Origin of the sequence: Acinetobacter johnsonii ANC 3681, from assembly GCF_000368805.1 — a bacterium.
GTDB lineage: Bacteria > Pseudomonadota > Gammaproteobacteria > Pseudomonadales > Moraxellaceae > Acinetobacter > Acinetobacter johnsonii.
Genome location: NZ_KB849705.1, coordinates 1,570,040 through 1,594,969, shown reverse-complemented (window position 1 = coordinate 1,594,969; position 24,930 = coordinate 1,570,040). Strand labels below are relative to the sequence as shown.

Annotated in this window: 23 protein-coding genes; 13 read left to right on the top strand and 10 right to left on the bottom strand. The window is 41.3% G+C overall.

Annotation, left to right across the window (positions count from 1 at the left end; translation table 11 throughout):
* Window positions 1-212 precede the first annotated feature (212 nt).
* From F946_RS11820 to F946_RS11795, 6 genes are all read left to right on the top strand, one after another.
* Window positions 213-1,616: an amino acid permease gene (locus F946_RS11820; RefSeq protein WP_004695775.1), complete on the top strand. Its 1,404-nt coding sequence runs from the start codon at window positions 213-215 to the stop codon at window positions 1,614-1,616.
* Window positions 1,617-1,749: 133 nt separating this feature from the next.
* Window positions 1,750-1,974, top strand: a complete 225-nt coding sequence (locus F946_RS11815) for a hypothetical protein (RefSeq protein ID WP_004982578.1) — start codon at window positions 1,750-1,752, stop codon at window positions 1,972-1,974.
* Window positions 1,975-2,006: 32 nt separating this feature from the next.
* Window positions 2,007-3,257, top strand: coding sequence for a diaminopimelate decarboxylase (lysA, locus tag F946_RS11810; protein ID WP_004982575.1), 1,251 nt, complete (start codon window positions 2,007-2,009; stop codon window positions 3,255-3,257).
* 6 nt (window positions 3,258-3,263) lie between these two features.
* Window positions 3,264-4,109: a diaminopimelate epimerase gene (dapF, locus tag F946_RS11805; protein ID WP_004982574.1), complete on the top strand. Its 846-nt coding sequence runs from the start codon at window positions 3,264-3,266 to the stop codon at window positions 4,107-4,109.
* 154 nt (window positions 4,110-4,263) lie between these two features.
* Window positions 4,264-5,175, top strand: coding sequence for a tyrosine recombinase XerC (locus F946_RS11800; RefSeq protein ID WP_035326758.1), 912 nt, complete (start codon window positions 4,264-4,266; stop codon window positions 5,173-5,175).
* A 332-nt stretch (window positions 5,176-5,507) separates the two neighbouring features.
* The gene (locus F946_RS11795) at window positions 5,508-5,906 is read left to right on the top strand and encodes a hypothetical protein (protein WP_035326756.1); all 399 of its coding nucleotides are present in this window, start codon (window positions 5,508-5,510) and stop codon (window positions 5,904-5,906) included.
* Here the strand turns inward: F946_RS11795 and F946_RS11790 are convergent.
* Both F946_RS11790 and F946_RS11785 read right to left on the bottom strand, forming a co-directional pair.
* Complete coding sequence (locus F946_RS11790; RefSeq protein WP_004982570.1) at window positions 5,833-6,438, bottom strand: GNAT family N-acetyltransferase; 606 nt, start codon at window positions 6,436-6,438, stop codon at window positions 5,833-5,835. The genes F946_RS11795 and F946_RS11790 overlap by 74 nt on opposite strands.
* A complete protein-coding gene (locus F946_RS11785) occupies window positions 6,438-6,932 on the bottom strand; it encodes an Lrp/AsnC family transcriptional regulator (protein ID WP_004695793.1) in 495 nt (164 codons plus the stop codon). The genes F946_RS11790 and F946_RS11785 overlap by 1 nt, the downstream gene beginning before the upstream one ends.
* Window positions 6,933-7,046: 114 nt before the next feature.
* Between F946_RS11785 and F946_RS11780 the strand changes: the two genes are divergently transcribed.
* The 6 genes from F946_RS11780 (at window position 7,047) to F946_RS11755 (ending at window position 14,513) form a co-directional block, all read left to right on the top strand.
* A complete protein-coding gene (locus F946_RS11780; protein WP_004982565.1) occupies window positions 7,047-7,652 on the top strand; it encodes a LysE family translocator in 606 nt (201 codons plus the stop codon).
* A gap of 481 nt (window positions 7,653-8,133) precedes the next feature.
* Window positions 8,134-8,886 (top strand): electron transfer flavoprotein subunit beta/FixA family protein, encoded by a 753-nt coding sequence (locus tag F946_RS11775; RefSeq protein WP_004982564.1) that lies wholly within the window; start codon window positions 8,134-8,136, stop codon window positions 8,884-8,886.
* 17 nt (window positions 8,887-8,903) lie between these two features.
* Window positions 8,904-9,839, top strand: a complete 936-nt coding sequence (locus tag F946_RS11770) for an FAD-binding protein (RefSeq protein ID WP_004982561.1) — start codon at window positions 8,904-8,906, stop codon at window positions 9,837-9,839.
* A 260-nt stretch (window positions 9,840-10,099) separates the two neighbouring features.
* Window positions 10,100-10,708 carry a hypothetical protein gene (locus tag F946_RS11765; RefSeq protein ID WP_004982559.1) on the top strand — a complete coding sequence of 203 codons (609 nt, stop codon included), beginning with the start codon at window positions 10,100-10,102 and terminating at the stop codon, window positions 10,706-10,708.
* A gap of 306 nt (window positions 10,709-11,014) precedes the next feature.
* Complete coding sequence (gene gyrA, locus F946_RS11760) at window positions 11,015-13,996, top strand: DNA gyrase subunit A (RefSeq protein WP_004982557.1); 2,982 nt, start codon at window positions 11,015-11,017, stop codon at window positions 13,994-13,996.
* A 73-nt stretch (window positions 13,997-14,069) separates the two neighbouring features.
* The gene (locus F946_RS11755) at window positions 14,070-14,513 is read left to right on the top strand and encodes a hypothetical protein (protein ID WP_004982555.1); all 444 of its coding nucleotides are present in this window, start codon (window positions 14,070-14,072) and stop codon (window positions 14,511-14,513) included.
* Between the two features lie 33 nt (window positions 14,514-14,546).
* On the opposite strand, the gene F946_RS11750 is transcribed toward F946_RS11755, so the two are convergent.
* Genes F946_RS11750 through F946_RS11735 form a run of 4 tightly spaced genes read right to left on the bottom strand, consistent with a single transcriptional unit; the run spans window position 14,547 to window position 19,449 of the window.
* Window positions 14,547-15,635: an ABC transporter permease gene (locus F946_RS11750; RefSeq protein WP_004982553.1), complete on the bottom strand. Its 1,089-nt coding sequence runs from the start codon at window positions 15,633-15,635 to the stop codon at window positions 14,547-14,549.
* Complete coding sequence (locus tag F946_RS11745) at window positions 15,632-16,762, bottom strand: ABC transporter permease (protein ID WP_004982550.1); 1,131 nt, start codon at window positions 16,760-16,762, stop codon at window positions 15,632-15,634. Before F946_RS11745 ends, F946_RS11750 begins: the two co-directional genes overlap by 4 nt.
* Window positions 16,762-17,910: an HlyD family secretion protein gene (locus tag F946_RS11740; protein WP_004982548.1), complete on the bottom strand. Its 1,149-nt coding sequence runs from the start codon at window positions 17,908-17,910 to the stop codon at window positions 16,762-16,764. Before F946_RS11740 ends, F946_RS11745 begins: the two co-directional genes overlap by 1 nt.
* Before the next feature lie 21 nt (window positions 17,911-17,931).
* Window positions 17,932-19,449: a TolC family protein gene (locus F946_RS11735; protein WP_004982546.1), complete on the bottom strand. Its 1,518-nt coding sequence runs from the start codon at window positions 19,447-19,449 to the stop codon at window positions 17,932-17,934.
* 341 nt (window positions 19,450-19,790) lie between these two features.
* On the opposite strand from F946_RS11735, the gene serC reads away from it, so the two are divergent.
* The gene (serC, locus tag F946_RS11730; protein WP_004982544.1) at window positions 19,791-20,870 is read left to right on the top strand and encodes a 3-phosphoserine/phosphohydroxythreonine transaminase; all 1,080 of its coding nucleotides are present in this window, start codon (window positions 19,791-19,793) and stop codon (window positions 20,868-20,870) included.
* Between the two features lie 289 nt (window positions 20,871-21,159).
* Here serC and F946_RS11725 read toward each other — a convergent pair whose 3' ends face one another.
* From F946_RS11725 to F946_RS11710, 4 genes are all read right to left on the bottom strand, one after another.
* Window positions 21,160-22,116: a TauD/TfdA dioxygenase family protein gene (locus F946_RS11725; RefSeq protein ID WP_004982542.1), complete on the bottom strand. Its 957-nt coding sequence runs from the start codon at window positions 22,114-22,116 to the stop codon at window positions 21,160-21,162.
* A 167-nt stretch (window positions 22,117-22,283) separates the two neighbouring features.
* On the bottom strand, window positions 22,284-22,418 hold the full coding sequence (locus tag F946_RS17495; protein ID WP_004982541.1) for a hypothetical protein: 135 nt from the start codon (window positions 22,416-22,418) through the stop codon (window positions 22,284-22,286).
* Window positions 22,411-23,619 (bottom strand): MFS transporter, encoded by a 1,209-nt coding sequence (locus tag F946_RS11715; protein WP_004982539.1) that lies wholly within the window; start codon window positions 23,617-23,619, stop codon window positions 22,411-22,413. The genes F946_RS17495 and F946_RS11715 overlap by 8 nt, the downstream gene beginning before the upstream one ends.
* Window positions 23,620-23,772: 153 nt before the next feature.
* Entirely contained in the window at window positions 23,773-24,843 is a 1,071-nt protein-coding gene (locus F946_RS11710) for an OmpW/AlkL family protein (protein ID WP_004982538.1), read from the bottom strand.
* Window positions 24,844-24,930: the final 87 nt, after the last annotated feature.

Here is a 24,930-nt window from a genome sequence, read left to right as displayed (position 1 = left end):
TGTTGTATTTGTTACACGGAAATTTATTTTTGACAAGTGTTTTGCTGATTTTTTCAACAGGAACTTTTACGTGTCCTTTGTCGTGTTAAATATAAGAAAAATTAATTAACTTTTCAAAAGATGTTGAAAATATAGATTAATACAATTTTATTTTTATTTTTTTGTTCTTTTCGGGTAATTTTGGCGACTGGAAATAAAAGACGACATCAAGAATGAGTTTAGAAAATACAGAATCGACCTCTGAACAAGGTGATTTAAAACGGAGTTTATCCAACCGCCATTTACAACTCATTGCGATTGGCGGTGCGATTGGTACGGGTTTATTTATGGGGTCGGGGAAGACGATTAGTCTCGCTGGGCCATCTATTTTAATCATTTACATGATTATTGGTTTTATGGTGTTTTTGGTCATGCGCGCGCTTGGCGAATTACTGCTGTCTAACTTGAAGTACAAATCGTTTATCGATTTCTCTACCGATTTGATTGGGCCGTGGGCAGGCTATTTCGTTGGTTGGACCTATTGGTTATGTTGGATCACGATTGGTATCGCGGACTTATCAGCCATTATTTATTACCTTCAGTTCTTTAATGGAGGGATGCCGTTCACACCTGGGGAAGGGGTGATGATCAGTGTTGCGGCCATTGTGTTCATCATGGGCTTGAACTTGGTCACGGTGAAACTGTTTGGTGAGCTGGAGTTCTGGTTTGCACTGATTAAGATTATTGCCATTGTGGTGTTGATTGCCGTTGGTTTATGGATGATCTTTACAGGTTTCACTTCAACGACGGGTGAAATTGCATCATTTAGTCATCTTTGGTCACATGGAGGAATGTTCCCAACAGGCGTGACAGGCTTCCTTGCGGGTTTCCAAATTGCGATCTTTGCCTTTGTAGGTGTAGAGCTGGTCGGTACCACGGCTGCTGAAACTAAAGACCCAGAAAAGAATTTGCCTAAAGCGGTGAACTCGATTCCAATTCGTATCATTGTTTTCTATGTACTGTCTTTAGTGATTGTAATGTCTGTGACACCATGGAACGTGATTGATCCGGCGGTTTCGCCTTTTGTGAACTTGTTTAGTCAAGCGGGTATTGCAGCAGCAGCAATCATCATGAACTTGGTGGTATTGTCTTCTGTGATGTCATCAATGAATAGTGGTGTGTTTTCAACGTCGCGTATGTTGTTTGGTTTGTCTCGTGAAGATCAAGGGCCAAAAGCATTTGGCCACTTAAACAAGCGTGCTGTTCCTGCAAATGCATTGTACTTTTCAGCAATTTGTTTACTGTTAGGTGCTGCACTACAGTACTTTGTACCAAATACTGTTGAAGCCTTTACTTTGGCAACTACACTGTCGACGATTTTGTTTATCTGTGTCTGGATTATGATTATCTGGAGCTACATTGTGTATTACAAAACACGTCCAGAGTTACATGCAAAATCGACTTTTAAACTACCAGGTGGTCTATTTACCTGTTGGTTTGTGATCGTTTTCTTCATTGGTGTGATCTATGTGTTATCACTTGAAGCCGATACAATGAAAGCTTTAATGGTGAGTCCGATTTGGTTCATCATTTTGATTATTGGTTATTTTGGTTTCTACAAACCGAAACATAAATAATCGATACCATTGAAAAAAACGCCAGTCTTTAACTGGCGTTTTTTTTTAACTCACTATAATCTTTAGCGCTTAGTGGTTTGGTCATGTATGTTGATCAGGTTATACTTCTTCAAAATATCAAATAGGTGATCAGATGCGTTCTGTCATTTGCTGCATCAGTGTCTTGGTGATGAGTACTGCATTCGTCGGTTGTGGTCAGTCTGGTACATTACATATGCCAAATGATCCAAACTACGACAAGCGAGCGAAATATTTGCTTTATAAAGACGCAGCATCTAAGCCGTCTGCACAAAAGGAAGATACAGCGCCCGTTAAGCAAGAGTTTGCTGCACCTTCAGTTGAAACCAATCAGCCTTAATACCTTAAACGCTTCATAGAAAGGATACATTCATGAGTTTTACCCGCAATCATGGGGTTTTGCATGCTGAGCAATGCTCACTGCAACAGCTTGCGCAGCAATTTGGTACACCACTGTATGTTTATTCAAAAGCGACTTTTGAAAAACACTTTACAGAGATGGATCGTGCTTTTGACTTTATCGATCATCAAATTTGTTTTGCGGTTAAGTCAAACTCAAACATTGCGGTATTGAATGTCCTTGCGAAGCTCGGTGCGGGTTTTGATATTGTGACGGGCGGAGAGCTGGCTCGTGTACTAAAAGCGGGTGGTGATGCTTCTAAAATTGTCTTTTCGGGTTTAGGTAAAACTGAGATCGATGTTCAAAAAGCCTTAGAAGTGGGTATTGCATGCTTCAATGTAGAGTCTCACGCAGAACTGGATCGTATTCAAAAAGTTGCAGCGAAGCTCGGTAAAAAAGCACCCATTTCATTGCGTGTCAATCCAGATGTAGATGCGAAAACGCATCCTTATATTTCAACAGGCTTGAAAGAAAATAAATTTGGGATTCCGTCAGATACGGTGTTTGAAACCTATCAATATGCTGCAACGCTGCCGAATTTAGACATTATTGGTATCGACTGCCATATTGGTTCACAGCTGACTGAAACACAGCCTTTTGTGGATGCGCTAGATCGTGTGATTGTCATGATCGATCAGCTTAAAACCATGGGTATTCAGCTGAAACACATCGATATTGGTGGTGGTTTAGGCGTAACCTATAAAGATGAAGTACCGCCTACCGTTTTTGAATATGCCAATGCAATGAAGCCCGCTTTAGAAAAATTGGGTTTGAAAGTGTATATGGAACCGGGACGCAGTATTTCGGCAAATGCAGGAGTACTCCTGACCAAAGTAGATTTACTCAAACCGACTATTCACCGTAACTTTGCGATTATTGACGCAGCCATGAACGATTTGATTCGTCCTGCACTGTATGAAGCATGGATGGATATTCAGCCCGTTACCCCGCGTTCAGATGTCGAGGCAAAAGAGTGGGATGTGGTTGGTGCGATTTGTGAAACAGGTGATTTCTTAGGGAAAGAGCGTGTGCTTGCACTCAAAGAAAATGACGTACTGGCTGTATTGGGTGCTGGTGCTTATGGTTTTGTCATGAGTTCAAATTACAACAGTCGCGGTCGTGCCGCTGAAGTGATGGTGGATGGTGAAAACGCACATTTGATTCGTGAGCGTGAAACCATTGAGTCGCTTTGGGACAAAGAACGTTTATTGCCTGAAGGATAATTCAAGATGTTATTAGAATTTACCAAAATGCATGGTCTAGGCAATGACTTTATGGTGGTTGATTTAATCAGCCAAAGAGCATTCCTTGATACTGTTACGATTCAGCGCTTGGCGGATCGTCATTTCGGCATCGGTTTTGATCAGTTGTTGATTGTTGAGCCACCCGATTTACCTAATGTCGATTTCAAATACCGTATTTTTAATGCTGATGGTTCTGAAGTTGAACAATGTGGTAATGGCGTGCGCTGCTTTGCACGTTTTGTACATGAGCGTCAGCTCACGACAAAGACCAAGATTAAAGTGCAAACCAAGGCAGGGATTGTAGAACCCGAACTCGGTCAAAATGGCTGGGTACGCGTGAATATGGGCTATCCAAAATTCTTACCACAGGAAATTCCATTTATTGCGGATGCACCAGAAGCTTTGTATGACATTGCTTTGACGAACAATGAGCAATTGACCATTGATGTGGTGAATATGGGTAACCCTCATGCAGTTACTATCGTTCCTGACGTGATTACAGCTGATGTTGCGCGTCTAGGGCCTCAGGTTGAATCGCATGAGCGTTTTCCGCAGCGTGTGAATGCAGGGTTTATGCAAATCATTGATGAAAAGCATGCGCGCTTACGTGTGTTTGAACGGGGTGTAGGCGAAACCTTGGCTTGTGGAACTGGAGCTTGTGCGGCTGCGATTTCAGGTATGCGCCGTGGTTTACTCGATTCATCTGTTGAGATTGAGCTCGCAGGTGGTAAGTTGCATATTGAATGGCGTGAAGGTGAAGTGGTTTGGATGACGGGTCCAACCTCAAATGTCTACGAAGGACGTATTGATCTGAGTTACTATCAAAACTAAGTTTAGCGTCACACAAGAAGCACTGATTCATCAGTGCTTTTTTTATGAAAAATGTACATAGGTATAGAAAGAGCTGAGACAGTGCTACTATGCAAAAGAAAATCAATCTTCCACAGAATAGAACTATAGAGGCTGACTTGTGACTTTTGAGCCCATGCAACTGCTCGCGATGTGGTTAAAACAACGAGAAATACAAAATCAGTCTACCCATACTTTGCAGGCTTATGAACGAGATGTGTCTGATTTTCTGCTATTTTGCGAACAGAAAAAGCTTGAGTTGGGCGATGTTGAAGCTACTGATTTGCGAGAATTTATTGCACAAAAAGTTGAATATCAACAGTTGAGCTCTAGTAGTTTACAGCGGATGTTGTCCTCTATTCGTCAGTTTATGAAATGGGCTGAGCAGGGGCAACATTTGGCTTTTAATCCTGCCGATGACTTTCAACTTAAACGTAAACCTCGTCCTTTACCAGGTCTAGTGGATATTGAAACCATCAATCAAATTTTGGATCAGGCCTTGCCTGAGAAAGAAGTCGAACAGCAAATGTGGTATCGAGACAAAGCTTTGCTTGAGCTGCTTTATTCCAGTGGATTACGCTTAGCGGAAGTGCAAGGCTTAAGAATTAAAGATATCGACTTTAACCGACAGTTACTGCGTATTACAGGTAAGGGTAATAAAACTCGGGTTGTGCCTTTTGGTTCTAAAGCCAAAGATGCAGTAATGAAATGGCTGAGCATTTATCCGCTGTGGAATGGTGATTTTGTGCCGGATGCACAAGTTTTTATTACTCAAAAGGGCAATCCTTTGGGGATGCGCCAGATTGAAAATCGGGTCAAGTTTCAGGCACAGCGTGCAGGCGTAAATATCGATCTGCATCCGCATTTACTCCGTCATTGTTTTGCTAGTCACATGCTGTCAAACAGTGGTGATTTGCGCGCAGTGCAGGAAATGTTAGGCCACAGTAACTTAAGTACCACCCAAATTTATACCCATGTCGATTTTGACAGACTGGCTCAAGTGTATGATCAGACACATCCACGAGCACAGCAAAAGGTGAAAACTTAGTACATTACTACTTTAAAAATAGTGTCACATAAGGCATGCACTATAGCACTGTGTTTTGGTCTAAACGCTAATAGTCAGAACAAACAGCATAAATACCTTAGTGGATATCTATGTTAGTGCTGGGGCGAGATTTGGTGTTATTTTTGCTTTAATTACTCTTGCTTGAATCAACTAGATCAATAAGTAGCAGTCATGGCTCACTTTTGTTGGAAAAAGTGTGATTATGAACTTTTGTAGAATAATAAATCGGCAAAAAATAGAGTATAAACTTAAAAGAGGATGAGCTGAATGTGCCGGTTCAAGGAAACGGTAGATTTAAGCTTATATTGAAGATGACAAATGTGAAAATAGGTCAGTATATGATTTCAGATATACAAGCAAAGTATGATCAACTCAGCTCCGCGCAAAAAGATATTTTTGCGGGCTATGGTTTGCGTCAGGTCAAACACTTTGTTGAAATTAGTTTAGCCAATATTGAGCCTGTACTGCCTGAAAATGCATTTGTTCAAGGCGTCAATGCAGCAGGTAAAGTTCAGGCTTTTAATGCAGAGACTGGGCAATACTATTTATGGATTTCCGATTTACAGTGGCAAGCGACTGCACAGCCCTCAAATAGCATTGATTTGAAAGAAGACTTTCTTGAAGTCTGGAAAGTTTTTAATCTTGGACAATATGAATTGATTGATTTAAGTCATATTCATCGTGATTTTTTAGAAAGTCAGTTGGCTTAATGGCATAGAGCGTATGTCGAAGCAGTGGGCTATTTTGATCGAGTTTAGGATGATTAAAATAGCCGCGATGTTGCATGCCGAGACGTTTCATTACCGCTTCAGAAGCCCTATTTTGAACTGCGGTAAAAGCAACAACCTCATTCAGTTCTAAAACTGAAAAAGCAAAATATAGGCAAGCTTGTGCAGCTTCCGTTGCATAACCCTGATGCCAAAACTTCGAGTCCAATCGCCAACCGATTTCGATACAGGGTGAAAAGTCAAAGCGCTCAGGTTGAGCATGTAAGCCTGTAAATCCAATGAACTCCTGACTATGCTTTAGTTCGACTGCCCAAAAGCCCCAACCATTTTGATTGATGAATTGCTGAAACTTTTGCGCAAGATTATCGCTTTCGGTTTGCGTGAGTGTGCTAGGAAAATAACGCATCACTTGAGCATCGGCATTTAACTGCGCAAATGCAGGAAAGTCATCTGCGCGCCAAGCCCTTAGACGTAAACGCGCCGTTTCTATCACAAAATTTAAATGCGCTGACATTAGATTTCATCAAGAGGCAGTTGGAAACTTTGTTTAATGATTTGACTTGGCAAGTCTGTTTTGACACTGGTAATGCCATTCTTTTTGGTCAAATGCGTGGATTGGAATTCACGATAGCTTTCTAAATCAGGTACCACGACTTTCAGCATTGCATCGCATTCCCCTAAAATAATGTAGCATTCCATGACTTGAGGGAGCTCTTTCATGGCTTCAATAAAGGTGTCGATGGTTTCGGCATCTTGACCGACCAGCCAAATACGCGAGAACAGAATCAGTTGAAGGCCAATTTTTTGTGGATCAACCACTGTAGTATAATTTTGAATGACGCCTGCTTCTTCTAATAGTTTGACGCGTCTTAGGCACGAAGACGGTGATAGACCGATTTCTCGTGCTAAGTCATTATTTTGAATACGGCCATTGTCTTGTAAGTGGCGAATGATATTTTTATCAATACGGTCAAGTTTTATGCGCACAGACTTTGGTGATTGTTTCATATCTTAGAATATAATTTGAAAAATATGTTTTATTATAGAATAAATTGAAAGCCAATTTTGTATTATTTCGCACATACTAATTTTCACTTTCTAATGGATGAAAGGGGAAAGGAAATGTCTGTATATGTACTCTTTGCACTGACCGTGCTGCCGCTGATTTTTACACCTGGGCCAGATATGTTATTTATTCTGTCTCAAGTTATGGGCAAAGATGCAAAAGCAGGCATGATGGCGACTGTCGGCGTATGTACAGGCTATTTACTACATTCAATTTTAGTGGCTTTGGGTATTGCTGCCATTATTGTGTCTTTCCCGCTTTTATTTGAAACCATCCGCTGGTTAGGTATTGCCTATTTGTTGTATTTGGCCTTTGGTTTATTAAAGTCGGTTTTTAGCACTAAAAAATTGCAACTAGACCGAAAAACGGAAAATAACCCGATCAAAAAAGGCTTTTTTACCGCACTATTAAATCCCAAAGGTATGCTTATCTATTTTGCAATCTTGCCGCAATTTATCGATAAATCTGCCAACACTGTCAGTCAAGGTTTGATTTTATCTTTACTCTTTATTGCGATGATTTTTGTGGTCTACTGTAGTTTGAGTCTGGTTTTTGCAAAACTGACACAGAAGGTCCCAATAGATGAACGTAAGCAAAAATGGATTGATGGTACTTCAGGTGGGCTGTTGGCATTGGCCGCGACATGGCTGATTGCCAATTAAACTCAGAGAAGCATGTCCGAATGGCATGCTTTTTTTTGAGGAAGTTTTTCAGATTGCCTAATAAAGCAGCAATATTGTGTCATCGTATGTCTAGAATAATGAGTATTTGAATCTAAGGATGTGTGATCTATCTTAAATGACAGATTTGTGAAGCCTGATAAAGATGTGAACAGACAGTCAATCATCTATTTGATAGTGAATATTAGAGAAAAGAAATCAAATCTTTGAATAATGTAAATCAGATAAAAATATAATAAAAATCATAACTTAATCTGAGTGTGATTTTGTGCAAATATAGTGCGTACAAAAAAGTATGAACGCGTCGTTCAGCTAAATTTACGCATTTTTACAGCTCTTTGGTGAATTGTGACTTGACCGAAATGCCGTACACATTGCAAGATAGGGCACCTAAAAAAATTTAAGTGAAGAGTTAAACTAACTTTTCTCAACATTTACATTTGCTAAAACAGCCGAGGATTACATGAAGGCTCTTGTTGCTGTAAAACGTGTGGTTGATGCCAACGTTAAAGTTCGCGTTAAGCCGGACAACAGTGGTGTTGACTTAACCAACGTTAAAATGTCAATTAACCCATTCTGTGAAATCGCAGTGGAAGAAGCGGTTCGCTTAAAAGAAAAAGGAACTGTTTCAGAAATCATCGTTGTTTCTATTGGTCCTAAAGAAGCGCAAGAGCAAATCCGTTCTGCTATGGCGCTTGGTGCTGACCGCGGTATTTTAGTTGAAGCTGATGACAGCCAACTGGGTGCTTTAGAAATTGCGAAAGTGTTGAAAGGCGTTGTTGACGCTGAACAACCTCAGTTGATTCTTCTTGGTAAGCAAGCAATTGATGATGACTCTAACCAAGTTGGCCAAATGCTTGGTGCGCTTCTAGGTGCAGGTCAAGGTACTTTTGCTTCTGAAGTCAAAGTTGATGGCGACAAAGTACAAGTGACTCGTGAAATCGACGGTGGTTTACAAACTGTTGAACTTACACTTCCAGCGATCATCACCACTGACTTGCGTTTGAATGAGCCACGTTATGCAGCTCTTCCAAACATCATGAAAGCGCGTAAAAAACCGCTGGATACGAAGTTTCCTGCTGATTTTGGTGTTTCTACAACAACTAAACTTAAAACAGTTAAAGTTGAAGCGCCTGCTGAACGTAAAGCAGGCGTACAAGTGAAGTCTGTAGACGAACTTGTAGAAAAACTAAAAAATGAAGCGAAAGTGATCTAATACAGAAGGATAAAATCATGAGTATTTTAGTTATCGCTGAGCACGACAACAAAGCACTAAATGGTGCAACTTTAAACGTTGTTGCTGCAGCTCAAAAAATCGGTGGTGATATCACTGTATTAGTTGCTGGTTCTGGCGCTCAAGCTGTTGCTGATGCTGCTGCAAAAGTTGCGGGTGTAAGCAAAGTATTACTTGCTGACAACGCAGTTTACGCAAACCAATTGGCTGAAAACGTTGCTGCTTTGGTTGCAGATATTGCTAAAGGTGGTTTCAAACACGTATTGGCTGCATCAACTACAACGGGTAAGAATATTCTTCCACGTGTGGCTGCACTTCTTGATGTCAGCATGATTACAGACATCATTGCTGTTGAATCTGCAAATACGTTCAAGCGTCCAATTTACGCAGGCAACGCGATTGCAACAGTTCAGTCTGATGAAGCAATCATTGTTGGTACTGTACGTGGTACAGCATTTGACCCTGTCGCTGCTGAAGGTGGTTCTGCTGCGGTTGAAGCTGTAAGCGAAGCAAAAGATGCTGGTATCTCTAAGTTTGTTGCTGAAGAGATCGTGAAATCTGAACGCCCAGAATTAACTGCTGCGCGTATCGTGGTTTCAGGTGGTCGTGGTGTGGGTTCAGGTGAGAACTACCATACTGTTCTTGATCCATTGGCTGACAAATTGGGCGCCGCTCAAGGTGCATCACGTGCTGCGGTTGATGCTGGCTTCGTTCCAAACGACATGCAAGTAGGCCAAACAGGTAAAATTGTTGCGCCTGATCTGTATATCGCTGTAGGTATCTCTGGTGCGATCCAGCACTTGGCAGGTATGAAAGACTCTAAAGTGATCGTTGCGATCAACAAAGACGAAGAAGCACCTATCAATGCAGTAGCAGATTACTGGTTAGTAGGTGATTTGAATACCGTTGTTCCAGAATTAGTATCTAAAATCTAATTCCTAACAACGTTTCAAAAACGCTCCGAAAGGGGCGTTTTTTTATGTGCGCTTTGTTTGATAATGCATACTGCCTTTATGCAAATGAAGGGTGAAATAACTTATCGGTATTTTGTTGTTTTAAATCATTGTAATCTGAAAATTTAAGCATTTCTTAAGATGAGTGTGCATCTGAATATTCAGATTTATGATACTATTTGCCATCCATTTTTAAGCTTAACTTACATAAAACTTTTTTTGTTAAGTTGGGAGTTGTAATCTTGCTGATTGATACGCGTGTATCTTGGTCTGTTCTGATCCTTGCTGTTCTGTGTCTAATTTTTCCATTTTTAGCTGATCTACAGTTCCCACTTTTAGAAGGTGCTGTTGTACGTGGTGTGGAAAATATTCAAGCGCTACTTTTATTGATATTTGCTGTATTTAGCTATTTTTACATGCAACCGATGCGTCTTCCTGAGGGTAAAAAGTATTTTTGGATCTGGGCTGTACTGTGGTGGTTGCTTCTATTTGGGCGTAGCACCAGTTGGGGCAGAGACTATTTTCCTGAAGTCCCAAAAGTATATTTTCGTAGCATCTCGGTGGTTTTGATTGGTTCAGTCGTATTTATGTTGTTGGTTAAACCACTGCGCGATGAGATTGCGATAAAAATGAAGAGTATGACGATTCCTGCTTGGGCAATGCTGCTCACGGTGTTGGGTTTGATTATTTCTGACGGCATTGAGCACAGCCGCATTTATGGTGGAATTTTCTTACATCAGATTGCTTATAAAGACCTTATGGAGGAGCTATATGAGTTTCCTTTAATACTGGGCTTGTTTATGGCGGCATTTCATATTATGCAGCGCGATAAGCAAGGGATCGATCAGTAAGTTCAAAGATAGGCAAGACATGGCTTAAAGCTCTCAAAAATGAGGGCTTTTTTGCATTTTATGCAACGCTGATAGGGAATGTGATGGAGCTGTAAATGTACATCCTATACATGTGTAAAAAATAACCCCTAAATTAAAGAAAATTAACGAGATTAACTGTGGTGACGTGACACAAAAATCAGAGTGTTTATGCTATAATTTACGGCTATATTTCAGTTTTTAGTTCAGTATTTTGAACTAATAATTTTGCAAGTTTTACGACATATAAATGCAAGCGGTTTTACGTTTGTAGAATAAGGAGTATGCATGAGCGTATCGGAAATCAGACCGATTGCGATTGAGGATGAACTCAAGAACTCGTATCTTGACTATGCAATGAGCGTGATTGTTTCTCGTGCTTTGCCAGATGTTCGAGATGGTCTAAAACCTGTTCATCGTCGTGTGCTTTATGCAATGCACGAATTGGGTAATGACTACAACAAAGCTTATAAAAAGTCTGCCCGCGTGGTTGGTGATGTGATCGGTAAATATCACCCACACGGTGATTCTGCTGTTTATGAAACCATTGTTCGTATGGCTCAAGACTTTAGCTTGCGTTATCAATTGGTTGATGGTCAGGGGAACTTTGGTTCGGTTGATGGCGATAGCGCAGCTGCGATGCGTTATACCGAAGTTCGTATGCGTAAGTTGACTCACGAGATTCTTGCCGATCTTGAAAAAGATACGGTGGATTGGGAAGACAACTACGACGGCTCTGAACGTATTCCGCAAGTGATGCCAACGCGTATTCCTAACTTACTGATTAACGGTACTACAGGTATTGCTGTGGGTATGGCGACCAATATGGCGCCGCACAACATGACTGAAGTAGTGAACGCTTGTTTGGCCTATGCTGAAAACCCAAATATTTCAATTGAAGGATTGATGGAATATATTTCGGGTCCAGACTTTCCTACAGGTGGTATTATTTACGGTAAAGCGGGCATTGTTGATGCTTACCGTACGGGTAAAGGTCGTTTGCATATTCGTGGTAAATACCACTTTGAAGAAGACCAAAAAACAGGTCGTACCACGATCGTTTTCACAGAAATTCCATATCAAGTCAACAAAGCAAGAACGATTGAACGTATCGCTGAGTTGGTGAAAGAGAAAAAACTGGAAGGTATTTCTGAGCTACGTGACGAATCTGACAAAGACGGGATGCGTATTGCCATTGACTTAAAGCGTGGTGAAAACGCTGAAGTTGTGGTGAATAACTTATTCCAAAATACACAGTTGGAAAACTCATTCAGCATTAACATGGTGTGCTTAGACAACGGCCAGCCAAAGTTAATGAACTTGAAAGACATTGTTGCGGCATTTATTCGTCACCGCCAAGAAGTGGTGACGCGTCGTACCATGTTTGAATTGCGCAAGGCACGTGAGCGCGGCCATATTTTAGAAGGTTTGACGGTAGCATTAGCAAATATTGATGCGATCATTGAAACCATTAAAACCTCTGCAAACCCAGCTGAGGCGCGTGAGCGTTTACAAGCAGGTGAGTGGGCAGCTGGGAATGTAATTGCACTGCTTGAAAAAGCAGGTTCTGTTTCTGTACGTCCAGACGAAATTGAAGGTGAAGATCCAAGTCGTCCGTTTGGTTTAGATGGTCAGATATATCGTTTATCGCCTGCGCAAGTCGGTGCTATTCTTGAACTTCGTTTGCACCGTTTAACGGGTCTTGAACAAGACAAGTTACAAGCTGAATATACTGAGATTTTAGGTCAAATTACTGAACTCACAGCTATTTTAAATGACTTCAACTTATTGATGGGCGTGATTAAAGAAGAATTAGCTTTAATTTTGCAACAATACGGTGATGCTCGTCGTACCGCAATTGTTGAGTCTCGTATTGACTTCTCTCGTGAAGATTTAATTCCTGAAGAGCAAGTGGTACTGACTGTTTCAAAAACAGGTTATGCGAAAACTCAACCACTTTCAGACTATGCTGCGCAGCGTCGTGGTGGCCGTGGTAAATCTGCGACCTCGATGAAAGAAGATGATTACATCCAGCATCTGATTGTGACATCTAACCATGCTACAGTACTGTGCTTTACCAATGTTGGTAAAGTCTATCGCCTGAGAGTGTTTGAAGTGCCTCAAGCGTCGCGCGGTTCAAAAGGTCGCCCAATGGTGAACTTGTTACCGTTAGATGCCGATGAGACGATCACAGCAATTCTTCCTGTGATTGATGCACCGAAGAAATTTAAAGAACGCTTAGCTGAGTTTAAAAACTTTGTGCGTAGCAATGTCGCGACATTACGTGAAAATAGTATTATCGACGCGCATTATGAAGCATTAAAAGCTTCATTCGATGAGTTGGCTGAAGATGCTGATGAACTTTCTGATGCATTACGTAAGCAATTGAAAGAGTTGGGTGTTGAGCTTTCAACAACTGATTTAGACAATGAAACGGTTGTTGAATTTGCTGATCTTGCAGAGAAAATGCGTAAGAATTTCTTTGTATTTATGGCAACAGCATCTGGTACAGTCAAGCGTGTTGAATTAGAGCAATTTAGTAATGTTCGTTCAAATGGCTTACGTGCAATTGAGCTGAAAGAAGAAGATACCTTGATTGGTGTTGCAATCACCGATGGCGAACAGCAAATCATGTTGTTCTCAAATGAAGGTAAAGCAATTCGCTTCTCTGAAACTGATGCACGTGTGATGGGACGTACTGCAAAAGGGGTACGTGGTATGCGCGTCACTTTGGCTGCAGCCCAGGCCGAAGATGATGTTGAAACTGACACAGATTCAGATGATGAAGAATCTTCTGATTTAAATGTGGCGAGCCGTATTGTTTCATTAGTTGTTGTACCTGAAACTGGCGAAGTACTGTGTGCTTCTGCAAATGGTTATGGGAAACGTACGCCAGTTGATGACTTCCCAACCAAGAAACGTGGTGGTAAAGGTGTTATTGCTATCAAAACATCTGAACGTAACGGTGAGTTGGTCGGTGCTGTTGCCATTGATGAATCTAAAGAGCTGATGTTGATTTCTGATGGTGGTACTTTAGTTCGTACTCGTGCCTCTGAAGTTGCTAGAACGGGTCGTAATGCACAAGGTGTACGTCTGATTCGTTTAGGTAATGAAGAAATCTTGGTCGGTGTCGTTGCTGTTGAAGCAGTTGAAGTCGAAGACGATATTTTAGATGCTTCTATGGAAACAACTGAAGAAACTGTGGTTGACGAAGTAAATGTAGATGCATCTGAAAATACAACAGATACCAATACATCGAACGAAGACTAACTGAATGAAAAAGAAAAGGGCGCTTCGGCGTCCTTTTTCATATTGGCGATGACCGAGTGGTGGATAAGATTTTATGAAAGCAAAATTACTGGTTTTGAGTTGTGCGTTGGCTTTAACAGCGTGTGATAAATTGGGACAACAGGCATTGGATTCGATCCCAAATCCGAGTCCTGCTCAAGAGAAAGCAGCTCAGCAGGCTTATCAAGCCTTTACTCAGGGCGATTTTCCGCAGCTATATACTTATTTTGAGCCAGAGTTACAGCGTAAATTTAAAACTCATGAAAAAGACATGCGCAAATTTGCAAAATCGATTCCTAAACAAGCCATAACGACTCAAAAAATTGTATCGAAACACATTGAAAAATCGACAGAAAAACCAAGTTTGTATGCAGTTACCTATGAGTATGCTTATAGCAATAAAAACCTAGTTCAATACGATGTTGGTTTCGACAAAGCAGGCGGAAGCACAAAAATTCGCAGCTTTGATGTCAAACTTTATGGGGCTTCAACGGATTAAATGGGTAGGATTGCTATCAATACGTTCTAAAATTTAGCGATGCTTGAGACGCCAATAAGCAAATGCTGCGCAAACTATACCAAACACAAAGAGATACAGTAGTTTCGACAGAATAAGTGCAGTTGGTACACCCATTTGGTTCAGTTGAATAAACATTTGAATCCCTTGGGTCGATGGCAAAACATTGCCCAAGTATTGCATCCAAGCGGGCATTGCGGCGTGTGGCCATGCTGTTCCTGAAAGTAGAAATAGCGGAATAGAGGTAAATACAATGACATGTCCTGCACGTTCAGGCATATCGAAAAATGTTGAAATCAACATGCCTAAAGCCACGATACAGCCTATAAAAATCGGCACGGCCAGTAACATGCCACTAAAATTTCCCCCATGTGGGTAGTCATTTAACCAATAAATAAAGCCAAATAAATATAAACAACCGAGCATACCAATGGTCAGAATGGCGCAAAAAATCGCAAAAAATTCTGTCGTCGTTGGTCGCCATTTCTGTTCGCGGTATCCGGCCAATAACATCCCTAAACCGAGCACGATGGTTTGATGAATAATCAGCGGAGCAATGGCGGGGAAAATATAACTGCCATAACCCGACATGGTGTTAAAAAGCGGCGTTTGATGAATGGAAATAGTTGGAGAAAAGTGCGAAATATTGCCAAATTTTTCCACGTGCTCGCGTACAGCATTTTCAATTGAGGTAGCGAGACCTAGTCCAATTTGCTTGGTTTTTAAGAAGTTTGCCGCGCTGAGATAGAGCCCAATCCCACCGACTTCGCCATGCCGAAGACTATTGGAAAGATTTTCGGGTAAGAGCAAAATACCATCGGCTTGCTGTTGTTTAATCATATTTTCAGCATCGAGGAAATTGCCCGTCACAGCTTTCACTTCAACATTTGGACTAAGCGAAACTTGCTGAATGATGTTATTGGTCACGATACTTTGTTCTTCATCCACAATTACAATCGGCAAAGCTTCTGCTTGCTGTGCTTTGTAGGCAGTCGGATAGAAAACACTATAGAAAATCACCGAGAGGATGAGCGTGGTTAAAATCGACTGATTGGCGATAATGTCTTTAAATGTCTTGATGTAATAGTGCAAAAATGACTTCATGACACTGCTCCTTTGATTCGTTTTTTGAGGAGCAGGATAGAGGTCAAAGCGTAAAAGACCACATAGAGGATAAGTATGAGTAAAGGCAATAGCGCTGAACTGATTGGGCTACCAATGACCCATTGTTCGGTTTGTAGTTTGGCATAAGGTGTGTAAGGGATAATATTGGCCCAAAATTTGGTAAACAGTGGTGCGTTATTTAAGGGGAGGGTCACTCCTGCAAAACTGAGTGATGAGCCGCCGTACACAGCAATTAAACCAAAGGTTTTGGATAAATTATTGGTGGCTAAAACAATGGTGCTACTGATCAAGGCATAGGCACTATAAAATAAAAGCTGTGCCAACATGATCAACCAAAGCTGACCTGCAACAAACCAACCGCGAATCTCAATCAGCCAAAACATCCACGCCCATGTCCATAAGCTAAAAATAAGTACATAGGTCAGGTTTTTCGTGAGGATGGCTTTAAAAGCAGATTGCTTGTTTAGCCAATTTTGCGCTGTATGAAACTTAAATTCTTGACCGACTGAAAATGCGACACAGCAGCAGAGTAGTAAATGCAAAATCGCAGGAATCATAAAGGGTTCTAAATAGAACTCATAACTCAAATTTGGGTTGTATAAGGTCGAAATTTTAACGTGTGGTGTAGGTACATCTAAATAAGGGATCGTATTTTCTAAATAGCTTTCACCAGCATAGTCTGCCATGGCTTCAACTGTGCTGAGTAACATGGCTGATGAAATGGTGTTCCCCACACTAAAGTAACTTTGGTTATAGGCGATGCTGATTTCAGCATCTTTAGCTTGAACAAAACGTTGTTCGGCGCCATTGGGAATACTGACGTAACCCCAAACTTTGGTTTGGTTCAGTAGCTTTTCAACTTCGGTATTTTGATCACTGACGATGGCGACATCTAAAGTATGGTTGAGTCTCAAGTAGCGCTGTATGTTTTGGCTGAGCTCGCTTTGGTCCTGATCAATAATCGCAATAGGCAAATGTTCAGGTTTACCTTGGGCAAACATGCTGGAAAACAGCACGATAATAAACAGTGGGGCAAGCGTGACTAAACATAGATCCCACTTATGCTTCAGTAAATAGTTCAGTTCCCGCAGTAGCCCGCTTAGCATTATTTGCTCTCTTTGACTTTAAACAACACACTCATGCCAACTTTTAGGTCTGGAATGGCTTGCGCAGGCGTCAAATGAACTTTAAAGCTACGAATGTCATAGCCTCCTGTTTGGCGTGTGGTCTTAATGGTGGCAAATTCGCCTTCGGCATCAATATTCTTAATATTAAAGTTGGTATTCAGGTTTAAGGCTGGAATAAAGCCTTCAATTTGTTTTGCCTGATAGATGTTGGCGTATTGGTCTTCACGAATATTCAGTGATATCCAAAGCTCGTGATCTTGAATAATACTGACAATCGGCACCCCTATCGCTACCAATTCAGAGGGTTTGCCATAGGTTTTAGACACGGTACCGTCAATGGGCGAGAGTAGTTTGGTTTCAGCTTCAAGTGCATTGACTTCAGCAACAGCTGCTTTTGCAATTTGCACTTGCGCATCTGCTGAACTTTTTTGCTGTGGAGTACTGCCACGTTCAGCCCGAGCATATTGTTGATATGCGGCTTCTGTCATTTGAGCGGCTGATTGCGCTGCAGCATGCATTTCATCGCGACGTTGGCGTGAGATGACACCTTGTTGGTACAAGTTTGCACCACGTTGATAGGTGGTTTGTGCCAAAGTTTGCTGTGCTTTCAGTGCTTGCCAGTTGGCGTATAAACTCGCAATATTTTCTTCCTGAGAGCCACGGTCAGCGGTGGACTGGAGTGCTAAGGCAGCCTGTAAGCTGGCCAGTGCTTGCTGTTTTTTGGCATCGACTTCAGGGCTATACAGTCGAACGAGTTCTTGGTTTTTGCTGATCTTCTGTCCGTCATGTACATAAATTTCATCAATTCGACTTGGCACTTTGGTGCTAACATGGATCGTTTCTGCTTCAACTCGACCTTGGATTTCAACCGTTTTCGGTTGATAGGCCTTCCACAGTCCAAAAGCAATCACGATGAATAGAATAATAAGAGAAAGCCCCCCAATTAGCTTGATCGCTTTGGACTTTTGCTCGGTGTTCGTATTGACTGATGCTGGCTCAATCTGTTCGCTCTCAGTCTGTACCTGCTCTTGAGTATCATTTGTGGTTAATTCCTCTGTTGATGGCACCGCTTGATCTTCTTGTTTTTCAGGTTTTTGCGGATCAGATTGGTTTTGATCTTGATTCATTAAATGGCTCTCATCAAAGAATTAACGAATAAATCGTGTATTGGGTTGCAGAAGATAGGTTTGGAACTGATGGATCGAACCATGACTTTGTAGAAGCGTCGCTAGTGACATGACATATTTATAGGCATTTAGTGCTGTTTCTGCTTTTAAAGCGCTGAGCATATTTTGTGCATCGATCACTTGGGTCGCCGTTCCCATATCTTCTTTAAAGGACAGTTCTTGTATACGTAAATTTTCTTGCGCTGCTTTTATATTTTGCTGTAATAACTGATCACTTTGCTGTGCTGTGGTGGCTTCGCTATACGATTTATAAATCACATTTTCAATTTCTTGTTTAGTCCGTGCTGTCATCAGTTCAGAAGCGTAGCGTTGTAACTCTGCTGCTTGGACATTTTTGTTTTTATCAATGCCTGAGAACAGATTGTACTGTGCGGCTAAGCCAACGATCCAGTTATTTTTATCGTCCAGACTGTATTCACCAAAGGCAAAAATATGTGGTTTCTTGGCGGCGTTTTGTGCGGTGACATTGGCTTGTGCCAGTTGAGTGTCCATTTGCAGTTTTTGTACTAAAGCCGATTTATCTGCATATGACTTGAGTAGGGTATTCAGATCTTGGTTTTGGGTACTGTTAATAAAGAGTGGTGTGGTGAGCTCAGTAATTTGGCTGCTTTGTAAAAGGTTATTCAGTTGAAATAAACTGGCTTTTAAATTGGCCTGACCGGCTTGCTCACTGCGCTGTGCATTGTTTTTTGCCACTTCAAATTGCATGCGCTGACCTTTACTAATAAAGCCCTGTTGTTCAAGTTTAAGTGCATTGTCATAGTGTTTTTGCATTGCATGCCAATTATATTGGCTAGACGCGAGTAACTGTTTTTGCAGTTGAACATTGAAATAGGCTTGAATCAGCTCAAAGCGTTGTAGGTCTTGCTGTTGTTTTGTATTGAGTTCGCTACGTTTTGCTTTGATATTGGCGACTTGTTTCGCACTTGAGGTCAACCCACCTGTATAAAGTGGCATCATTGCAGAAATGGTCGGGCGTATGACTTGATCTTCTAAGGTGATTTGTGAGCTATTCGGAATAAGCCCGACACCTTTGTGGATGGTTTGATCAATACCTTGCTCTAAACCGCTTAAATCGCCCAAATTTGGATAGGTGTTTTGCCACTCATCAATTTTCGTGGCTACACCATCAGTCAGTGTTTGTTCTAAATTATTTTTGAGTGCACCAAGAGGTACATCGAGCTCATTATGAAAAGCATAAGCACGTACGTTCAGATCGATACGGGGTAGCCCCAAACCTTTGACCGCTTCAGCTTCTAGTTTGGAGGCTTGTTGTAAGGCTTGGGTGGCCTGTGTGCTAAACGAGTCTTGTAACACACTTTGCTCAGCTTGTTGATAGCTGATGGATGCAGCAAAAGTTGTCGAGCTGATTCCGAGACTGAGACCGAACATGCTTAATGACAAGATTGATGGCAGTGATGTACGCAATAAGAATTTGTTGGCTGGTGTATTAAGCATGTTGAATAGTCTTTGTGGCATGAGCACGACTCTTTTCTATGTTTTTGCACATTATACGCATAATCTAACTGTTCTGAATGCTGACTCAGTTACTGAATTGTTTAATTTGCAAATGTATATCAATAGATTAGCGACATTTTTAAGCAAAGGAAATGCTTTCGTTTGAGCTTTGGTGAATCGGAAAGCGCTGCTGTAATTGATTGAGGAGTGCTGAGTTCAAACTGGATCGTTGATCTTGATTGAGTTTTTGACTGTAAAGGTGAGATTACATTGAAATATTTTCAGTTGAATTTACTGCAAGCACTGGCTATCTGTGGTTAAATGCCATCATTTTATTGTGTTTCACTTTGAAAGGAAAAATCATGCGCGCGTACAACTTCTGTGCTGGTCCTGCTGCATTACCTACTGCCGTTTTAGAAAAAGCACAAGCTGAAATGCTTGATTGGCAAGGCAAGGGTCTTTCCATCATGGAAATGAGTCACCGTAGTAAAGACTATGTTGCTGTGGCTGAAAAAGCAGAAGCAGATTTACGTAAACTCATGAACATTCCAGAGAACTATAAAGTCTTGTTCCTTCAAGGTGGTGCTTCACTTCAGTTCTCCGCGATTCCTTTAAATTTGTTGGGTAAAAACAGCAAAGCGGACTATATCCATACTGGAATTTGGTCTGAGAAAGCACTGAAAGAAGCGCAGCGCTATGGCGATATCAACGTCATTGAAGCGGGTACGCAAATTGATGGAAAACTTGCCATTGCAGACTCAAGCACTTGGAACTTATCTCAAGATGCGGCTTATGTGCATTATGTCGATAATGAAACGATTGGTGGTCTTCAGTTTGCGGCTATTCCAGAAACCAATGCACCATTGGTTGCAGACCTGTCTTCAAGTATTTTGTCTGCACCTGTTGATGTGACTAAATTTGGTATCATCTATGCAGGCGCGCAAAAGAATATTGGTCCAGCGGGTTTAACCTTGGTTATTGTTCGTGAAGATCTGCTAGATCAAGCCAAACCTGAAATTCCAAGCATCTTGAAATACGCTTCACAAGCGAAGAATGATTCGATGGTCAATACACCGTCGACCTATGCTTGGTACTTATCAGGTTTAGTGTTTGAATGGTTGCTTGAACAAGGTGGTGTTGAGGCGATTCATAAAGTGAACCTTGAAAAGGCGAAACTGCTTTATGGCTATATCGATGCAAGCGATTTTTATGCAAACCCAATTGCTGTGCAAAACCGTTCAATTATGAATGTGCCGTTTACTTTAGCGAATCCTGATTTAGAAAAACTCTTCCTCAAAGAAGCTGAAGAAAACCATTTGTTGAACCTTGCAGGTCACCGCTCAGTTGGTGGGATGCGCGCAAGTATTTATAATGCGGTTCCACTAGAAGGCGTTCAAGCGCTAGTGAATTTTATGGATGACTTTGCGAAACGCAATGCTTAAGCCATAGAGTCAGAAAAGCCAACTTAAAAGTTGTAATGCCAGTCAGTTAAGAAACTGACTGGCATTTTCTTTTTGCTAAACAAAAGAACAGAAAGAACTCCAAAAATTCGATTTAAAACAGTAAGACTCCGTTGAGAATAGTCCTACAGTAAGTACATTCTATTGAAATGCATTTACTGATCATTCGTACATTATTTGATAGGTTTTTTTATTGGTTTTTTAACAGATTATCTAAAACAATCGTGACATTTTGGTGTCATGCCAATGAATTATTCATTTTATTTATCGCCTAGTACGGACGCCCACCTGCAAGACTAATACGTTTGAGTAAGCGACGTTGATCGACAGGAAAGGGACGACGTGAATGTAGTGTCACCTGATTATCCCAAAATACAATATCTCCAGTTTCCCAGTGATGTTCATAACGAAACTCAGGTTTGATGATGTGCGTACGAAGTGCAGCAATCAGTTCACTGCCTTCGCTATCATCGACATTGAGCAATTCAACTTCCGAACGGGTATTGAGCCAAAGTGCTTTGCGCCCAGATTCTGGATGTGTGCGGACTAAGGGATGCGGATAGGCATGACCTAAAATAGGTTGATCTTTAAAGCGATAATAAGGGCTGTCTCCATAACCCGTATTGCCTGTATTACTTTGTGCACGGATGAAGGGGTTATAAGTAATCAGCTGTAGCTGTTCGATCTGCTTTTTGACGGCATCGGGAAGCGCATCATAGGCTTTGATGGTATTGAACCAAGAGGTTTGTCCACCGTCTTGAGGAAGCTCAAGAGCATAGAGCAGAGAGCCAAAAGAGGGAAGAGGTGTCCACTGGTGATCGGCATGTGGGGTAAGTTCGCCATGACCAGTGTAGTCGCCTTGACCGACTGCATTGGAAACAGGAACCACATCGGGTGGAACACCAGTGTCAGACTGACTAGCCAGCACTGGATTGTCTGCACTTGGGCGGAAGATAGAACCAAAATAGCTGGCAAAGGCTAAATATTGCAGATCATCCAAAGTTTGGTTTTTAAAAATTAAAATTAGATGTTCAGCCAAAGCTTGTTTTAAGCGATAAATGGTTTCTCCTGCTTGGGCTTTACGGGCATCTAAACCAAAAACCACAGCACCTAAGGCTTCTTCCGCCAGTGGGATAATTTGTATTTCTTCTGGATCTTGAAATTGTTCAGGTTGATGCCAACGCGGGGCATCATGAATCGCTTGTGAAAGTTGAGTTAATGCGGTCATTTTGATTATTTTCTCTAGATATGCGGTCTAGAGAAAATGTAATCAAAATATGTGTAATCTTAAAATTAAAAGAAGTTCTAAACTTATGAAAAAAATTAAAAAATACTAAGCTGATGATTATATTGTTTTTCTTTTATAATGAAATATTGAGCTCAAAATATGCAGATTTAATGTGCGCAAAATGCCTGATTAAAATACTCAAACAGGTCAGGCGTATTCAGCCAAAGGCTAATCGCCAGAGCAAACAAAGCAATAATACTAATGCCGATACCGCATTTGAGCCATAAAAATGAATTAGTCATGGACAACTGCCTTTTCATCGACAAAGAAATGTACCAGTACGCCAAAAACACTCAGAATAATAGAGAACAGCCAAATCAAGTCATAATTACCTGTCACGTCATGGTTCACACCACCCAGCCATCCACCGAAAAATGAACCGACTTGATGAGTAAAGAACACGATGCCGCTCAGCATGCTCAGATATTTAATACCAAACATATTGGCCACAATACCGTTGGTCAAAGGCACTGTAGATAACCATAATAAACCCATCACTACACCAAAGCTATAGATGGTGACTGTGCTGAGTGGGAGCATCAAAAAGGCAATAATGGCAATGCCTCTGAGTCCATATAAGCCCATCAGTAACTTTGGTTTAGAATACTTCCCACCTAGCCAGCCCGCAGTGTAGGTGCCAACGATATTAAATAAACCGACCAGCGCTAAGAAAACAGTTCCTGTAGTTGCATTAAAACCATGGTCAATCAAATAGCCAGGTAAATGGATACCTATAAAGACCACTTGGAAGCCACAGACCAAAAAACCAAGTGATAGGAACCAAAATGGTTTATGGTTTTTCGCAATGACTAAAATATCTTTAAAACTGAGCTGAACTTGATTGGTTGACGCATTCGGTACAACAAAGGCGGGAGCTTTGAGCATCCAAGCCAGTGGAATAATCATCGCAATTAAAAGTGCACTAACGACCAACGCCGCAGACCAGCCAAAGTTTTGTAACAGCAGTAAGGTTGACGGCAGCATAATGAACTGCCCAAAAGAACCCGCTGCACTGGCAATGCCCATAGCAAGGCTACGTTTTTCAGGCGGTGCAGCACGACCCACCGCGGATAACAATACAGAAAAAGAGGTCGCAGATAATGCTAGGCCCAAAATAAGACCGACACTTAAGTTGAGTAACCAACCCGTAGAGCTGACTGCCATGAGCAGCAAACCGATGGTATACAACACACCACCGACGGCAACCACGATTTTAGAGCCATATTTATCTGCTAATGCGCCTGTAAAGGGCTGCGCAGCGCCCCAAATCAGGTTTTGCATCGCAATCGCTAGACTAAAAACATTATGTCCCCAGCCAAACTCATCACTCATAGGCACAAGGTAGAGTCCAAAGCCATGTCGGACACCCAGTGATAATGCCAGAATTATTGCACTTCCAATGAGCATGTAAATCAGCGGTTTGGAAAAATGAGTTTCTGACATATTTCAACCAAAAAATGAGCTTAGAGTTCGCTATATTAAGTGAATTATTTGCTGAAAGCGATGATAAAAAATTGACTATTTGATCAATAAAAACAATGAATATTCATGAAAAAAGACGACTTGGTGTCGTCTTTTTTGTAGTTCTTTTAAGGCTTAGAACCGGTAGCCGACACCTGCATACGCTAGAATAGGGTTAATTTCAATATCGGCTGTGGATTTAATCAGTTCACCGTGCGTAGCATCTTTGACGGTAATCGTGGTTTCATTTTTAAGATGAGCATAGGACACGGAACCGACAGCAAACCATTTATCATTAAAGTCATAGGTGAAACCGACGGTTGCAATAGGCGCGAAGGCATCAGTTGCTTCTAGCTTAACTTTGGGATTGGCTGAACTTTTTTTCCCTTCAAGTGATGCGCCAGCATTTCCTTCTTTAATATTGGCAATCATATGACCTGCTGCAATCAAGTCTTTTTCAGTTTGTGGGTTAATTTCCAGCTCATTAAAGTAGGCATACATCATTCCAACACCGATATAGGGGCGGAATTTATTTACCCCTGTTTTACCAAAGTGATATTGGAACTCGAAAGCAGGTGTCCATGCACGTGCAGATGCCGCAGGGCCGTGTGCTTCCAAATCGGTAATGAAAATATCATTTTCAAGTTCTAAATTTCCTAAAGCTCCGCCCATAGGTGTTGCAGTTGCTGAAAAAGGCGCATAAATTTTTCCTTTACCTTGTAAATCGACTTTTGGTGGAATCCCTGCTTTCATTTCAAAAGAAATATTGTCGGTAAAAAAGTAATTGGTCATGATGCCCAATGTAGTGACATCATCGGCTTCTAAACCCGTACCTGGATTATCCCATTGACTGAGTCCACGGATTTCAGCAGTTCCACTTAGTGCTGAGGGGACATCAGCATTAATTAAAGCTAGCCCATCAAGAGTAGCCTTTAAGAGAGGATTGACGCTACTTCCTGGCTTGATATTGTCGAGCACCGTTTGTGCTTTGATATCTCCAACTTTTGCAGTTTCACCTTCTTTAACCGATGTGTTAACTCGGAAAGGTTGGGCTTTACCTTGTGGCATGACATGTAAAGCACCGACCGATACAGAAAAGCGTTTAAAGCCATCACCATCTTGTAGACTAAAATAAGGTGAATCTGCATGTGTGAGCATAGGTAAAGCAGCAATAGACGTTGCTACACAAAGCAATGTTTTTTTCATTCTGGGACTCCATGTCCAAATTAGCTATTCGTTTTTATAGAGCGTATTATTAAGGTTGCTGCTACGATAAAGCTGTTGTTTTTGAAG

What these genes read in the sequence shown, in the direction of transcription:
- F946_RS11715 (WP_004982539.1), bottom strand. Translation starts at nt 23,619, where the DNA reads ATGTCAGAAACTCATTTTTCCAAACCGCTGATTTACATGCTCATTGGA.
- F946_RS11815 (WP_004982578.1), top strand. Translation starts at nt 1,750, where the DNA reads ATGCGTTCTGTCATTTGCTGCATCAGTGTCTTGGTGATGAGTACTGCA.
- F946_RS11750 (WP_004982553.1), bottom strand. Translation starts at nt 15,635, where the DNA reads ATGAAGTCATTTTTGCACTATTACATCAAGACATTTAAAGACATTATC.
- F946_RS11785 (WP_004695793.1), bottom strand. Translation starts at nt 6,932, where the DNA reads ATGAAACAATCACCAAAGTCTGTGCGCATAAAACTTGACCGTATTGAT.
- F946_RS11770 (WP_004982561.1), top strand. Translation starts at nt 8,904, where the DNA reads ATGAGTATTTTAGTTATCGCTGAGCACGACAACAAAGCACTAAATGGT.
- lysA (WP_004982575.1), top strand. Translation starts at nt 2,007, where the DNA reads ATGAGTTTTACCCGCAATCATGGGGTTTTGCATGCTGAGCAATGCTCA.
- dapF (WP_004982574.1), top strand. Translation starts at nt 3,264, where the DNA reads ATGTTATTAGAATTTACCAAAATGCATGGTCTAGGCAATGACTTTATG.
- F946_RS11780 (WP_004982565.1), top strand. Translation starts at nt 7,047, where the DNA reads ATGTCTGTATATGTACTCTTTGCACTGACCGTGCTGCCGCTGATTTTT.
- F946_RS17495 (WP_004982541.1), bottom strand. Translation starts at nt 22,418, where the DNA reads ATGACTAATTCATTTTTATGGCTCAAATGCGGTATCGGCATTAGTATT.
- gyrA (WP_004982557.1), top strand. Translation starts at nt 11,015, where the DNA reads ATGAGCGTATCGGAAATCAGACCGATTGCGATTGAGGATGAACTCAAG.
- F946_RS11820 (WP_004695775.1), top strand. Translation starts at nt 213, where the DNA reads ATGAGTTTAGAAAATACAGAATCGACCTCTGAACAAGGTGATTTAAAA.
- F946_RS11800 (WP_035326758.1), top strand. Translation starts at nt 4,264, where the DNA reads ATGCAACTGCTCGCGATGTGGTTAAAACAACGAGAAATACAAAATCAG.
- F946_RS11725 (WP_004982542.1), bottom strand. Translation starts at nt 22,116, where the DNA reads ATGACCGCATTAACTCAACTTTCACAAGCGATTCATGATGCCCCGCGT.
- F946_RS11745 (WP_004982550.1), bottom strand. Translation starts at nt 16,762, where the DNA reads ATGCTAAGCGGGCTACTGCGGGAACTGAACTATTTACTGAAGCATAAG.
- F946_RS11795 (WP_035326756.1), top strand. Translation starts at nt 5,508, where the DNA reads ATGACAAATGTGAAAATAGGTCAGTATATGATTTCAGATATACAAGCA.
- F946_RS11790 (WP_004982570.1), bottom strand. Translation starts at nt 6,438, where the DNA reads ATGTCAGCGCATTTAAATTTTGTGATAGAAACGGCGCGTTTACGTCTA.
- serC (WP_004982544.1), top strand. Translation starts at nt 19,791, where the DNA reads ATGCGCGCGTACAACTTCTGTGCTGGTCCTGCTGCATTACCTACTGCC.
- F946_RS11755 (WP_004982555.1), top strand. Translation starts at nt 14,070, where the DNA reads ATGAAAGCAAAATTACTGGTTTTGAGTTGTGCGTTGGCTTTAACAGCG.
- F946_RS11735 (WP_004982546.1), bottom strand. Translation starts at nt 19,449, where the DNA reads ATGCCACAAAGACTATTCAACATGCTTAATACACCAGCCAACAAATTC.
- F946_RS11775 (WP_004982564.1), top strand. Translation starts at nt 8,134, where the DNA reads ATGAAGGCTCTTGTTGCTGTAAAACGTGTGGTTGATGCCAACGTTAAA.
- F946_RS11740 (WP_004982548.1), bottom strand. Translation starts at nt 17,910, where the DNA reads ATGAATCAAGATCAAAACCAATCTGATCCGCAAAAACCTGAAAAACAA.
- F946_RS11710 (WP_004982538.1), bottom strand. Translation starts at nt 24,843, where the DNA reads ATGAAAAAAACATTGCTTTGTGTAGCAACGTCTATTGCTGCTTTACCT.